This window comes from Neolewinella persica DSM 23188, from assembly GCF_000373105.1.
GTDB classification, from domain to species: Bacteria; Bacteroidota; Bacteroidia; order Chitinophagales; family Saprospiraceae; genus Neolewinella; species Neolewinella persica.
On sequence record NZ_KB890480.1, the window covers coordinates 60,712 to 75,734 of the forward strand.

Here is a 15,023-nt window from a genome sequence, read left to right on the forward strand (position 1 = left end):
TTAGTTCATAGTTGCTGCCGCATGGAGATGCTCGCTGCGCTCGTGGGGTAATTCATGGTCGATAGTCTGTAGTCAGCAACAACTATTGAACTATGAACTACCGACTATTGAACTCCTGAACTATGAACTACCGACTATGAACTAACTCACCACATCACCCAATGCCCCTTAAACCCACCCTCGCTATACTCAAGCGCCGGCGCCGGGAACTTGATGAAATCCAGAATTCCGAGGGTCAACCTTACCCAGCGTTTTTTGGTGGGGATTCGGCTGAAGTAGATGTCAGGGCTTAAAAACCATTGCCGGTAGCGCTCTTCCGGGAAGCGGAAGCTTTCGCCGCCCTCTCGCCAGCTGTTGCCGTAGGCACCGTAAACGTTTTCGGAACCATAGCCAACCGCTACGTTAAGCCAGACGGGGAGATTGCTTTTTGGCAGGAATGCCTTCGGGTTGACGCTCATCCAGATCGTTTGGGCATTATAGTCCTTTAAGTACCGTTCAAAGATGTTGCTGCCGAAACGATCACGGACGATGTATCCCAGGTTGGATTCCGCACCATTACCGTTGAAGACCGGTATGTCGGGAATTGATCGCAGATCATTAGAGACCTTGAGGAGGATCCGTTGTTCCTGCCAGGCAATGTCTTGCGCCGTAAAGAGGAGACTACCGGTCAGGTTGGCCCCCATGTCTGACCAGCTGAAGCCCCATTCGGCAGAGAATCCGTCGAGGGTCTCAATGGTGCCCTGCAGGAGGTTCGCTACGCCAAGGGCTGCGTAGCGTGCTGCGGGCCGTTTCAGACCAGACCACCTAAAACCGGCAAAGGCGTAACGGCTGAACATGTAAGCGGTGAAAGCGTGGCCGGCTTTATCCATTTGGTTCCACTCGGGCCAATCATTGAAAGAATGCAGGCCCACCTGGTCGAAACCGGCGTACCAGGTCTGATAAAGGCCGACGCTTGCTGCTCCGTACAGAGTGGCTCCGGTGCCGACGGAGATGTAGAAGCGGGATTTGTTGAAGGAAGTATCTGGCGTAAGCCAATTATCAGGTGCGATGCCCGCAAGTGGGTCTCTCTGCGAAAAATCGGGAGTAATCTGTGCCTGAAGCTGACCAGTGCCACACAGGAAAAGAAAGAAAATGGTGGCCGAAAGTGTTAAAAAATGATTGTTTTGACCCAAAAAGAAGATTTTTTTAAAAAAAAGCAGGGGAGCTCTTTCGGTATAACTTGTGCTTAAATTCCCTTTAAGTTGGGTGTTTTTATTCATAATCTACTGTTTTTCAGCTGATTAGATATTTTTACATCGCTTTTTTTAATCCAAAAAAGATGGCGATTGTACATGGTTTGGCTGAATTCTTGCTGCACATTTGTAATGTCAACAGGAAGAACGGTTGGCAAATCGATCAACTTCTTAACAACCATAACAACTAAAGAAGCTGCTTGAAAACTTGTTAAGGCACAAGCGAATTGTAATCTCAGTTAATTTACGACCACGACCACTTTACAAATTTTAATCTCAGACATACACAAATCTTAAGCGAATTTAATCTCATCACACATTTTGGCACAAACGCCCGTAATCTCATCGAACATTAGATACAAGCGGATTTATAATCTCAAATTTTGACGACCTCGGAGGATGACCCCTCCAAAACTTTGGTATGTAGATAGCCTCTCAAAGCTCTTTTTTCGGACCGGTTGCCCTTTGGGCGGCCGGTTTCTTTTTTTACAGGCGCAATGTACGAACTGAATCGCTGAATAGTGAGTCACTGAGTTGCTGAGTCACTGAGTGGCTGCCGCTGTTGCCGCTCATTTCGCTGCGCTCACTCGCCCCGGTGAGCAAGCGAATAGTACTTGCGGTAGCCACTCATCAACTCTCCAACTCACTAAGGTGAGCAAGCGAAGCGCCGCGAACGGCATTTGCGGCAGCCACTCAGTGCCTCGTCAACTCTCCAACTCAGTTTGTACCTTTGCCCTCGATAAAGGGGGTGCTAGCGTTTCCAAACGCCGGCTGAGATCATACCCTTAGATTTTTTAATCAGGAACCTGCCCGGGTAATGCCAGGTAGGGAAAAATTTTCTCGCAATGATGCGATTTCTATTCTGCGCCGCCCTGGCGCTGGCTTACTTTGGTGGGCTTACGGGACAAAAAGTTATTAACGGTATTGCGCTAACTGACGAAGGAGAACCTTTCATTGGCTTGTCGGCGACATTAGAGGGTACCGATATTTCAACAACTACCGATATAGCGGGTAAGTTTGCTTTGACTGTTCCACCGGAGTACGTTAATGGTTTTCTCTCCCTCAATACAGGTTATACCCCCAGCCGGGTGGCCATCAGTTCCTTCCTTGACGGGCGAACCTTAACGTTGCAATGGACGGAAGCAGGCTTGGTACCTTTCTATGCTGTTGATGAGATCACGGTCACGGCCACCCGCGCGACCTCCTTAACTCCAGTCACCTACACCAACGTCACCAAAGCCGAAATTCAAAAGCGGAACCTCGGCCAGGATGCGCCCTACCTGCTGAAATGGACACCTTCCGTGGTCGTCAACTCCGACGCAGGTACGGGGGTAGGGTACACCGGCATCTGGATTCGGGGCTCCGATCCGACGCGGACGAACGTGACCATCAACGGTATACCATATAACGACAGCGAAAGTCAGGGCGTTTTCTGGGTCAACCTGCCGGACTTCTCCAGCTCGGCCGACAACATCCAGATTCAGCGGGGAGTGGGTACGAGTACCAACGGCGCGGGGGCCTTCGGTGCGACCATCGATTTTAAGACCAACCAGATCAGCGAGGCGCCTAAACTGAGCATCGACGGTAGCGTGGGCAGTTTCGGCACCCGCCGCGGTTCGGTCAATTACACCTCCGGATTGATGGATAGCGGCCTGAAGATTGATGCCCGCTATAGCCAGACGCATTCGGATGGCTACGTGGACCGGGCTTCGGCTGACCTGGAAGGCTATTATGCGGGGCTTACGTATGTGGGCGCGGACGCAGGTGCCGTGTGGCGGTTCAACGCCTTCGGCGGCAATGAGGTGACCTACCAGTCCTGGAACGGCGTTACCCAGGGACAGATCGATACGATCGGCCGGACCTACAACTCCGTTGGCACCGAAAAAGAGGGAGAGCCTTACGATAACGAAGTCGACAACTACCGCCAGAACCACTACCAGCTTCACTACAACAACGAATTCGGCGGCCAGTGGAGCCTCGGCCTCAGTGGTCATTACACCAGAGGACTTGGTTACTTCGAGCAGTACAAAGCCGGTGAAGACCTAGCGGACTATGGTATCGACGCCGGCGAGGTGACGGAATCTGACCTCATCCGCCGTCGCTGGTTAGATAATCACTTCTACGGTGCCGTCTACAGCCTCCGCTATCGCCCTTCTGCAAATCTGGACATTACCTTCGGTGGCTCTGCCAACGAATACCTCGGCGATCACTACGGCGAAGTCATCTGGGCCCGCAACGCGGGCGATTCCGAAATCCGTGACCGGTACTACGATAACGACGCAGTTAAACGGGATTTCTCCAACTACCTCCGCTCTTCTTTCGACCTTCCCCTGAACCTGCGTTCGCGCCCCCTGAAAGCCTATGTGGACCTGCAGGTAAGGCACGTCAACTACGAATTTCTCGGCTTCGCCAATGACCTGAGCCGCATTGACGAAACGGCAACGCATACCTTTTTTAACCCTAAGGCCGGACTGCTTTATAATTTTACCGGCGGACAGGCCTACGCCAGCTTCGGCGTTGCGCAGCGGGAACCCAATCGTAATGATTACACCGAAAACCCTACGGCAACCCGGCCCCGGCCAGAGCAACTGTACAATACCGAAATCGGCATCCGGAAGCAGCGAGGTAACTTTAACTACGGAGCCAACTTTTACCACATGGCTTACAAAGATCAGCTGGTGGTCACCGGTGAGCTCAACGATGTTGGCGAGTTAATCCGTGCCAACGTACCCGAAAGCTACCGCCTCGGTATTGAGCTGGAGGGGGGCTACCGGGCTTCACGCAAATTTACGGTCGGCGGTAACCTGGCGCTGAGCCGCAACCGGGTGAGGGCTTACACGGAATTTCTGGACAGCTACGATGAAAACTTTGGTTGGCTCGGCCAGGATGCCGTAGAGCGGGAAGACACGGAACTGGCCTTCAGTCCTTCGGTTGTCGGTGCGTTGGACCTGAACTACCTCGCCCTGACAAGTGGCCGTCACCGCCTTGAAGTTGGCTTGCAGACCAAATACGTCGGGGAACGCTACGTTGATAATTCCGGCACTGCAGGCGCTGCGCTTGCTGCCTATAACTACACGGACTTTCGCCTCAGTTACGGCCTGAAGCTGCGCCGTCCGGTCATTCAATTGCCCGTCACCCCGATGAATCCGGCCGGCGATCCGGCACGTATCGAAAAGCCAGGACCTTCCCTTCGCTTTACGCTCCTGGTCCGTAACCTTACCGATCAGCTCTACGTCTCCAACGGTTGGAGCTACCGCTTTAACTTTGCTGGTGCTGAAACTTCAACGATAGGCTTGTACCCTCAGGCTGGGCGTAATGTACTGTTGGGGCTTGGCCTGGACTTTTAGGTGAGTTGCTGAGTTGGCGAGTCGCTGAGTTGCTACCGCTGTTACCGTTTGCTGCGCTGCGCTTGCTCAGTGAGCGAGTTGCTGAGTTGGCGAGTCACCGAGTTGCTACCGCTGTTACCGTTTGCTGCGCTGCGCTCGTTCACCCAAGGTGAGCAAGCGCAGCGAAGTGAGTGTTACTTGCGGTAGCAACTCAGTGACTAACCAACTCGCCAACTCACTTCAAAAGCGTACCTTTGCGGCCTAATAAGGTATGGAACTAGAAAACCAAATCGATAAATCCCGTCTTCCGCGCCACATCGGTGTGATCATGGACGGTAATGGACGCTGGGCGCAAGGCCAGGGTAAACCACGTGTGTTCGGTCACCACAGCGCGGTGGAGTCTGTTCGGGCAACGGTGGAAGCCTGCGCCGAACTTGGTGTCTCCTGCCTGTCACTCTATGCTTTCAGTACCGAGAACTGGAGTAGACCGGAGATGGAAGTTGGGGCGCTGATGCAGCTGCTGGTAGATACTATCGGCTCTGAAATGGAGACCTTACTAAAGAACAACATCCGCCTGCGGGCCATCGGTGATACCAGCCAGTTACCCGAAGCAACGCGGGACGCCCTGGCTTTTGGTATTGCCAATACTGCTACTAATGAAGGAATGGAACTGATCCTGGCGCTGAATTATAGCGGGAAATGGGATTTGACGCAGGCCATTCGTCAGGTGGCGGGAGAAGCGGCTGCTGGCCGCCTTGACCCGACGACCATTAATGAATCGATCATTGATCAGCAACTGAGTACCCGGGAGTTTCCCGACCCTGAACTGATCATCCGTACCAGTGGAGAACACCGATTGAGCAATTTTTTCCTTTGGCAGGCAGCTTACGCTGAATTCTACTTCAGTCCCGTATTCTGGCCTGAGTTCCGTAAACCTGATTTGTATGCCGCGATCCTCGATTTTCAGCAACGGGAACGACGGTTTGGCAAAACAAGCGAACAATTGACCTAACCCCCGACCAACCACCCTCTTCAAGACATTGTCTTTTACCCCGGAGCCGCATTCCTACCATTTTTTTCTTGCGGCAAATAAAGCGACGAATGAGACTTAGCTTATACCTTTCCTTTATCTTTTGTCTGCTGACGGCTGCTACTGTAACCGCTCAGACTGATACACTCAACCTTCCGGTTTACGATTACTCCAGCCCCCAGGAGTACGAAATCGGTGCCATTTCGGTGGAGGGCGCCTTCTTCGCCGAGCAAAATGCCATCATTGGTGTTACCGGCCTTAGCGTGGGCGATAAAATTCGCATTCCCGGACCGGATATTCCCCGGGCCATTAAGAACCTCTGGCGCCTTCGGTTATTTACCGACGTTGCTATTGAGCAGGAGAAGGTAATTGGAGACGTGATTTTCCTACGCCTGCGGGTTGAGGAGCGTCCGCGCTTCCTTCGCCACAGCTATACTGGTGTTAAGCAAGGCTTACACGAGGACCTGAACGAGGTTGTTAATACTTACATCGTAAGGGGGGGCATCGTTACCGAGGACTCCAAAGTGAACGCAGCCGAAGGTATCCGCGAATTTTTTATTGAGAAAGGTTACCTCGACGCCAGAGTAGAGGTGGAGGAGGAGATTGACTCAAGCCGGGCAAACTCGGTAAGACTCCTTTTTAACGTAGATCGTGGAGATCGGGTCAAGATCAAAGAGATCAACTTCGTTGGTAATGAGGCCATCAGTGACAAAAAATTGCGGAAGAAAATGAAAGAAACCAGCCAGAAAGGCCGGTTATTGAAGTCTTCCAAATTCCGCCCGGACCTTTACAAGGAAGACCAGGATGCGATTGTTGCCTTCTACAATACTCAGGGCTACCGGGATGCGCGGGTTCTGAGCGACAGTTTGTACCGGAATGAAGACGGAGATCTGATCATTGACCTGAAAGTCAATGAAGGTAACCAGTACTACTTCCGTAACATTACCTGGAAAGGAAACTCCATCTATGATGACGAGACCCTTAGTCAGGTACTGGGTATCGAGAAAGGAGATATCTTCAACGAAGAGGAACTGCAATCCCGCCTTTCCTTCAGCCAGGATAACGCTGATGTTTCTTCGCTCTACATGGATAATGGCTACCTCTTCTTCAGCGTAGATCCCATCGAAGTGGCCATCGCTGGTGATTCCATTGACCTGGAAATGCGAATTTTTGAAGGACCACAGGCAACGATCGACAAAGTGGTCATTAACGGCAACGACCGGACCCACGAGCACGTTATCCGCCGCGAAGTTTTCACCCGTCCCGGGCAGAAGTTCTCTCGTTCAGACATCATTCGTTCTCAGCGGCAGATCATCGGCCTCGGCTATTTCAACCAGGAGACCCTCGGCATCGATACGCCGGTTAATCCCGATCGTGGTACGGTGGACATTATTTACACCGTGGAGGAAAAACCTTCAGATCAGCTGGAGCTCAGCGCCGGTTGGGGTGGTCGACGTGGTGTAATCGGTACCCTTGGGGTAACGTTCAACAACTTCTCCCTGCGGAACCTATTTAACAAAGAAGCCTGGCACCCGCTGCCACAGGGAGATGGTCAGCGTCTGAGCCTGCGAGCCCAGACCAACGGTCGCTTCTTCCAGAGCTACAATGCGAGCCTGACGGAGCCATGGCTTGGAGGTAAGCGCCCAACGTCACTCACGGTATCTGCTTTCTACAACAAGTACGACCTCGGTATCGAGAGTGCGCCACGGAAACTGATCATCCAACAGGGCTCAGTTAGTTTTGGTACACGACTGCGTTGGCCGGACGATAACTTTGTATTCCGTGCAGGCATCAACATGCAAATACTGAGCCTCAATGAGTGGTCTAACCTATTCATCACCGATGATGGGATAAGTGTCCGAAACGGCAACTTCAACAACTTCAGTGGGCAGTTTACCCTGTCTCGTTCTACTGCGACCGATCCGATCTTCCCTAAGCAGGGCTCTAATATCGAGCTGACAGTACAGCTCACGCCGCCCTACCGTAACCTTGGCCTGCGCAGCAGTGATCCTGAAGACCTGGCGGACGTAGAAGAGCGTTTCCGTTACCTGGAATACCACAAGTGGCGCCTGAATGCTGACTGGTATACTCCGCTGGTGGGCAAGTTTGTCCTCAAGACCCAGGCTAAGATCGGTTACCTCGGAGCTTATGACGATGCTGTAGGCGTCGCACCTTTCGAGCGCTTCCAGTTGGGTGGTGATGGTATTAACAACCAGCAGTTTCAGTTTGCCGGGGTGGATATTATCTCCCTGCGTGGTTACGAGATTGAAGAACTCGAAGCCAACCTCAACCCGGTTACCGGACAACAGGGAGCTACTCCCATCTTCAGTAAGTATACGATGGAGCTGCGCTACCCGCTCAGCCTTAATCCGTCCAGTACCATCTTTGTGCTGGCCTTCGCCCAGGCGGGTAATGCCTGGAGGACCAGCCGGGACTTCAACCCCTTCGATCTCAAGCGTTCTGCCGGCTTCGGTGCCCGCGTCTTCCTGCCCATGTTCGGTACCCTCGGCTTTGACTGGGGAGTCGGTTTTGACAAGGACAGGAACGCTTCCGAAAACGGTAACCTGAGTACGTTCAACATTATCCTTGGCTTCGAGCCGGAGTAATTGAAGGTTGCAAATTTCAGGTTGCAAATTGGCAAGGCCATCCGGGGATTCCGGGTGGCCTTGCTGTTTTTTGGCGGGTGCGCATTAACCGGTAGAGGGCTTGCAGCCCGACGAATATCCCCCAAAGCACAAGGGTAAGTTTGAAACTAAATAATGCCCACTAATTTTTAAAATGTTTAAAATAAAATAAAAATAATATAAATTGTATTTTTTTGTAATTTACCTATATTGCTGCATTAACAACATACTGTCTTATTAACACCTTAAAATACGGAGCAAAGATTCCGCATCGTGACCTTACTCAAACTCCTACGCACCTCATTCTTCGTTTAGATGGAAGCATCCCCAAAACATAGATCGAAAGATTGAAACGTGAACGAACTGACTCGCTAAACGCATTGTATAGCTCTCCGGAGTCGAAGATCCCTGAAGTACTACGTAGGATTCAACAAAGAATCTCTGGTAAATACCATTTTGGGATTGATGAAGCGCTACATGATTTATCGAATGGTCCATATCATCTGAATAGGCAGGAAATCGCGAATCTGGTAATGAATGCATTACATTAGTCTGCAGAGAATAATCGTTGGTTTCTATATGTTGCCTGTATAATGGGGAATCACCTGCATATAGTTGTTCGAGCACCAAACGGCCTTGAAACAGCTACTCTCGGCCCGATAATGAGCTCCTTAAAACGACATACTTCCCGGCAGTCTAATCTAATTCTGGACGCTACAGGCCAGCCGTTTTGGACACCGTCATACTATGATCGGGACGTGCGGCCTGGGAGATTTATGCGCGTAATGTGGTATGTTTTAAATAATCCGGTATCTGCAGGGTTGGTGGAAAATTGGCAAGATTGGAAGTTTACTTATTTGCATCCGGAATATAAAGATTTGTTTGTTTGATAGGATTATCGGGCTGCAAGCCCTCTACCGGATATTGCACCTGCGCGCCCGCCCAAAAAAACGCCCCCGTCAACAACCGTTGACGGGGGCGTAGTTTATTCAAGTAAATCAAATCAATCGAGCGAGAACCCGAGAACCTGACAACCCGATAGCCTGACTAGAACCGGACGTTCAGTGCTGCACTGAGCATAGTCCCCAACTGGCTGAAGTGGTAGCCATCGTAGGTCATCTGCGAGTAACGCTGATTGAAGGTGATGAGGTTAGACTGATTCATCAGGAATTCACTATCCTGTAGGCGGGGGTCACCAGAAATCTCAGACTTCCATTCCCATTCTGGCAGTACGTTGAGGATGTTGTTGACGTTCAGGGAGAGCGTCGTCTTCTCGGAGATCCCATAGTTGAACGCCAGGTCGGTTACGACCTTGGTGTTGAACTCAGTGAAGATCCCTGCGTCGAGACCCTGCTGGTAGAAGGTCGTAGGACCGAATACCGTATTGTTCAGGGATACACCCAGTTTGCCGATGTCAGTGCTAAGACCAAGGATGACCTTGTACTTAGGGCGGGAAGTGAAGAAAAGAGCTTCCTGGGTCTGGTTGGAGACCGTCTGGCCGGCACTGGCGACGATAGCGGGGTTCTTAACGTTACCAATACGTTCGTTCTGGAGTACATAGTTACCAGAGAGGTTGACATTGAGGATATTCTCACCGAGCTTCAGGCCACGGTAGTTGGACACGAAGTCAATACCAGAAGTGCGGGAGTCGATGCCGTTAACGAAGAAGCTGAGGTCAGACAGGTTGTTGTCGGTAAGGATCTGATCGAGTTGTGTGCCGCCACCGTCGGTGCCGCCAATCTCAGTAGACAGGATGATCCGGTCTTCCACCTTAATGTTGTAGTAGTCAATCGTAATGCTCAAGTCATCAGATGGACGCAGACCTACACCTAAGGTGAAGTTGGTTGACTTCTCGGGGTCGAGCGAAGGCAGACCGAGGAGGCGAGCCTCACGACTTACGTTATTGACGAGACCGCCAACCTGAATGCCCTGACCGGGAATGAAGCTGTACTGAGCCTTCTGGGTGAAGATCTGGTGCAGGGTAGGGGCCTTGAAGCCAGTGGAGAAGGAAGCACGGACCGTGATCTTGTCTTCGTTGAACTTGTAGCGCGAGCTAACCTTGTAAACGAAAGCGTTACCAAAATCTGAGTAGTTCTCCAAACGAACGGTAGCGTTCACGAGGAAGTCATCGGTGAAGTCAAAGGCAGCATCAGCGTAACCACCGAAGTTGTAGCGGTTGAACTTACCGGAGTTACGGGGGTCAGCACCTGCAAAGGAGTCAGCACCACCGGCTTCGTAGCTGGAAAGCTCACCCTCGATGATGGTAAAGTTCTCGTTACGGAACTCGGAACCGAAAGCGATACCTACTTTATCGGAAAGTCGGCGCGTGATGTCGATGTTACCAACGGTGTGGGTGAAGCGGGTGCCACCGGGATCGAAGGTAATGGGGCTGTTCTCACGGTAACGCTGAGCGTAAGTAACTTCGCTTGGCTGTTGTAGTCCATCTTCGTTAGCATCTACCCAGTTAGGAACCAATACCTCGTTACGGTTGTGCGACTGGTTGACCTTATAAGTCTGTTGGTTGCCACCGATGGTGAAGCTCAGATCAGCGATCCAGCCATCTTTCTTGGTACGGAAACCGAGGGTAGCGTTGTAATCGTTCAGGAGGCCCTCAAAAGTAGGCACATAACCGATGTACTCACCGTTTGGTCCGTCGGGAAAGAAATCCGCGAGGTAGGGGAAGTCTGCTTCCGTACGCCAGTAAGGGGTACGGTAGTTGGCGAAAGAATTGACGCGCTTGTAGATGTAAGCGGCGTCTCCATAGATTTCGGTGTTCTCCGTCATCTTGTTGCCGAAGTTGACGGCGACCTTAGAAGCGGTTGTTTCCGGGGAGCCGTTGATGTTACGTGCGTCGGGGTAAGCGGAGAGGAAGGCTTGTACGTCAGCCAACGGTGCACCGAAGTCACCGGCTTCGCCGGCGGCATCGACTGTTCCCGGGCGGTTAGCAAGATTGGTCTTGCTGAGGTCGAGGGTGTAATTGATAAAACCGTCGCGCCCCAGACTGGAACCGTTGTTCAGCGCGATGCCGTACATCTCACCGTCACCTTCACTGGTGATCCCGGTGCGGAGGGTGAAGGAGCCGGCATCGGCGTCGTCCTTCAGGATAACATTCATTACACCAGCGATGGCATCCGAACCATACTGGGCGGAGGCACCGTCGCGCAGGATCTCGATCCGCTTGATGGCGTCTACGGGGATACCGGAAATATCAGCACCGGTTTCGCCACGTCCCGGAGAAGTCTGGGTGTAGAGTAGGGCAGAGAGGTTCTTACGCTTTCCGTTAATGAGGATCAGCGTACGGCTGGGGCCCATATTACGGATTTCGTAGGGATCAAGCAGGGAGGTGGCATCGTTTACCGGCGTTTGCACGGTGTTGAACGACGGTACCCGGTACTGGAGCGCCTTATCGAAGGTTGTCTGACCGGTAGAGAGCAGGTCCTTCGCGCGGAATACGTCAACCGGAAGGGGGGAGGTAGTAGAGGACCGGGGAGCCGTTCGTGAACCTACGACAATGAGCTCGGTAAGCTGGGTGGCACCGAGTTCCAGGTCAACGTTCCATATTTTATTCTCGCCTGCGGCAAGCGTAAATGTTTCGGTGACGGTCTCATAGCCGATATAGCTTACCGAAAGCTTGTAGGTGCCGGCAGATTTAAGATCAAGGCTGTACGTACCGTCGACATCAGTCACGGTGCCCGTGGACCCAACGGCGATGGTGGCACCGATCACTGGGTCATTACCGTCAGTTACTGTGCCAGACACCATCTGGGCTTGAAGAAATATAGGTAACGCCAACAGGGCAACTACCAGTTTGAAGTAAATTGGTTTCATAAAAAAGCGAGTTATGTTGTAGGTCAGGCCGGAACTGACACTAATTTATACTACGTTACTACTTAACAAGGTGGTATGTACCCCGCTGCTACCGTTCCACCCGACAGGGAATGGCCTAAATTCTTGTTAGTCTCTTTTGGGAATGTTGATTTCTGCTGGTCGCTAACCATATTTTAAGGCAGAAACTTAATATAGGCCATCCTAGAATTGAGAAAAGATGGCCGGTTTATTTCTGAGGAATACCGCAAGGTATAGGTTTCAATTGGCAAATATTAGTTTTTCATATTTTTTTTGTTGGTACATCTAATTTATCAGCGAATTTTCGCCATGTATTTACGATGCCTGAAGAACGGAAATGAATTTGCTTAAACACTATAATATTGCTGGAAGTGACGAATAACTCTACTATGGTGATAAACACTGAAATTTTTTCGACTCAGACCACTCATTATTGCCCTTTACCCAAAGTCAAAAGACCACGAAAGTAGCGCATTAGAAAGCGGCCCTGTGCTAATGTAGGGGGAAAGGAAGACAGCGCACGGGGTATTATTTTGCCATAATTCCAGCGACATCAATTAGTACGGGATACAAGTCTTAGGACCGCGCGGTACTCATCATCTTGTTCGCCATCAAAGTCCCAATCAATAATTCCGGTAAGGGTTAAACGTTCACCGTCGAGTTGGTGACGGTAATTGAGGGTAGTATTTGGTTCGATAACAAGCAGGCTATCCGTCCCCTTAGCTTTCCAGAGGCCGTTGGTCACATCCGTTATCTGGCCATTCGAATTGTAGTAGGTCCGCTTAAGTTTTCCGTCAGCGGTGTAAACCGTTCGGGCAGGGCGTACACCATAAAGACGCCCCCAATCCGCTTCGCGGATGGTTTGGTGGATGGTTGTGTCAAGCCCCTGGTAGGTAGGTGATTTGGCTTCTACTTCAATCGTTTCCCAGGTTCCTAACAATGCTTTAGAAATGTCTGCGACAGGAGGTGAGGCGTCAACGGTGGACGTTTCGTTTTTGCAGGAAACCAGTAAGAGGGGCAGTGAGCAGAAAAAAAGTAGAGTAGTGGGGTGCATGGGGTAAAAGTAGTCAAATAGTCAAATATTAGAGGAGTCAAGTCGTCTGGGAATTAAATAGTCAGTCAATCATACCAACTCTTTGGCCTACTGACCACTCGACTCTCTGACTACATCGCTACCTTCGCCCCTATGGAATTACCTCGTAAAGAGATCTCACCGGTTTGGTTCCTGTTGGTATGGTTTTTACTCAATTTACTACAGGCTGCCTTTACGCCACTTGATGCCGACGAGACCTACTACTGGATGTACGCCAGCCGGCTGGACTGGGGGTACTTTGACCACCCTCCCGCTGTGGCCGTGTTGATCAGTCTGGGAAAAGATTGGTTGCCGGGCACCTTAGGTCTCCGTTTGGGCCACGTAGTGGCCGGTGCCGCCACGGTGGCTGGGATGTGGCATCTGCTTGGTCGCCCAAGGGGGAAGCTGCTCTGGTTGGCTGGTGCATTAGTTGCCGCTCAGCCTTTTCTCCATGTCTATGGCTTTATTGCCACGCCCGATGGACCACTGCTGCTTTTCAGTATTTTATATTTACTGGCGTACCGCCGGTTCCTACACGGACCTACCCTGGCCAATGGCGCGCTTTGGGGCCTGACCATGGCCGGCCTCCTTTACAGCAAATACCACGGAGTAATGCTGATCTTCTTCTCCGTTTTGCCGTATCTCTGGTGGCTGCTGCGAAAGCCCGGGGCATGGTTGGCCGCGCTGGGCGGAGCAGCCCTGTTCCTGCCACATATGTACTGGCAATACGCTAATGATTTTCCCTCTTTTCGCTACCACCTGAGTGGGCGAAACGACGCCTACGAGCTGAAATACACCCTTGAGTACTTGCTGAATCAGCTGGTTATTTTTAGCCCCCTGCTGCTGTTCTACTACGTAATGACGTTCGTTAAATCGGGTCCGGTTAAGTTTAAGGAACTGGTGAATACCAAACTTTCTGCAACCCCTGATTTCGCTACCGTTTGTCGCTGGCTGGTAATTGGCTTCCTGTTGTTTTTTCTCTATACCACCACTAAAGGCGGTACTGAAGCACAATGGACCGCGCTACTCAGCATCCCACTGGTTTACCTCCTCTTCGAAACAGCTAAGGACCGATTCCCCGGGTGGCAGCCACGTATTTACCTGCTGGCAGTCATCACCATCGGAATTTTATTGCTGGCCCGGCTCCTGTTAATGGCTCCGCGTCAATGGCTCCCTTTCGAAAAACCTTTCGATCACGAACCATGGACTGAACGCCTGGCTGAACGGGCCGACGGACTGCCCGTAATGGTCCAGAACAGCTATCGCCTGGCCTCTCTCTATGAATTTTATACCGGTAATCCCGCCTGGACCTTCACCGACGTACAATATCGTCTGAACCAGTATGACCTGTGGACGGCTGACACCATATACCATGGCCAGGAAGTACTCCTCCTGGGGCAGAAAACCTGGGAGTATCCTGCCGGGACACCCTTTAGAACCCAAACCCGGGACATGCTGACTGCACGGATTGCCGATTTTCAGGTCGCGAAGCAACTAGTCATCACTACGCCAGTCACCCTGCCTGATACCGTTACGTCCGGAGATATTTACCCCGTTGAAATTGTGGGGACCATTCCACGTCGCTTCGGACTTGCGCGGCCGCTTCCACTACGTCCTTTTGTTACCTTCCATTACGCAGACGGCACGATGGACTTCGCTCAGCTAAATGAAGTAGCAACTGCTGTATTAATGCCCAATGAACCCACAATAATCTACAGCAGGACTATAAAAATCCCGACGGACGCCCCCGAAGGGCCAGTCGAAGTAGAATTCGGGCTGGGGTACGAAGGGATGCCACCGCTCCGGGGGCAGAGTGATCGGAAGAGTAGTCTTATAGTCAGATAGTCAAGTTGTCGGGGTGCCGAGCCAATTCAGTATCCCGAAAACGGGACA

Annotated in this window: 7 protein-coding genes and 1 pseudogene; 5 read left to right on the forward strand and 3 right to left on the reverse strand. The window is 51.5% G+C overall.

Annotation, left to right across the window (positions count from 1 at the left end):
* Positions 1–146: 146 nt before the first annotated feature.
* Positions 147–1,259 carry a DUF2279 domain-containing protein gene (locus tag B036_RS0125075; RefSeq protein ID WP_020571491.1) on the reverse strand — a complete coding sequence of 371 codons (1,113 nt, stop codon included), beginning with the start codon at positions 1,257–1,259 and terminating at the stop codon, positions 147–149.
* An 818-nt stretch (positions 1,260–2,077) separates the two neighbouring features.
* On the opposite strand from B036_RS0125075, the gene B036_RS0125085 reads away from it, so the two are divergent.
* From B036_RS0125085 to B036_RS34675, 4 genes and pseudogenes are all read left to right on the forward strand, one after another.
* On the forward strand, positions 2,078–4,579 hold the full coding sequence (locus tag B036_RS0125085; protein ID WP_020571493.1) for a TonB-dependent receptor: 2,502 nt from the start codon (positions 2,078–2,080) through the stop codon (positions 4,577–4,579).
* A gap of 250 nt (positions 4,580–4,829) precedes the next feature.
* On the forward strand, positions 4,830–5,570 hold the full coding sequence (locus B036_RS0125090; protein ID WP_020571494.1) for an isoprenyl transferase: 741 nt from the start codon (positions 4,830–4,832) through the stop codon (positions 5,568–5,570).
* Positions 5,571–5,659: 89 nt separating this feature from the next.
* Positions 5,660–8,194, forward strand: coding sequence for a BamA/OMP85 family outer membrane protein (locus tag B036_RS0125095; RefSeq protein ID WP_020571495.1), 2,535 nt, complete (start codon positions 5,660–5,662; stop codon positions 8,192–8,194).
* 584 nt (positions 8,195–8,778) lie between these two features.
* Positions 8,779–9,102 (forward strand): annotated as a pseudogene (locus B036_RS34675) (transposase); the annotation flags it as partial.
* 157 nt (positions 9,103–9,259) lie between these two features.
* Here the strand turns inward: B036_RS34675 and B036_RS34485 are convergent.
* Together B036_RS34485 and B036_RS0125105 are read right to left on the reverse strand one after the other, a co-directional pair.
* On the reverse strand, positions 9,260–12,040 hold the full coding sequence (locus B036_RS34485; RefSeq protein ID WP_020571496.1) for a TonB-dependent receptor: 2,781 nt from the start codon (positions 12,038–12,040) through the stop codon (positions 9,260–9,262).
* Between the two features lie 571 nt (positions 12,041–12,611).
* On the reverse strand, positions 12,612–13,112 hold the full coding sequence (locus tag B036_RS0125105) for a hypothetical protein (RefSeq protein ID WP_020571497.1): 501 nt from the start codon (positions 13,110–13,112) through the stop codon (positions 12,612–12,614).
* 132 nt (positions 13,113–13,244) lie between these two features.
* Here B036_RS0125105 and B036_RS32670 point away from each other — a divergent pair, with 132 nt between their 5' ends.
* Positions 13,245–14,975 (forward strand): ArnT family glycosyltransferase, encoded by a 1,731-nt coding sequence (locus tag B036_RS32670; RefSeq protein ID WP_020571498.1) that lies wholly within the window; start codon positions 13,245–13,247, stop codon positions 14,973–14,975.
* Positions 14,976–15,023: the final 48 nt, after the last annotated feature.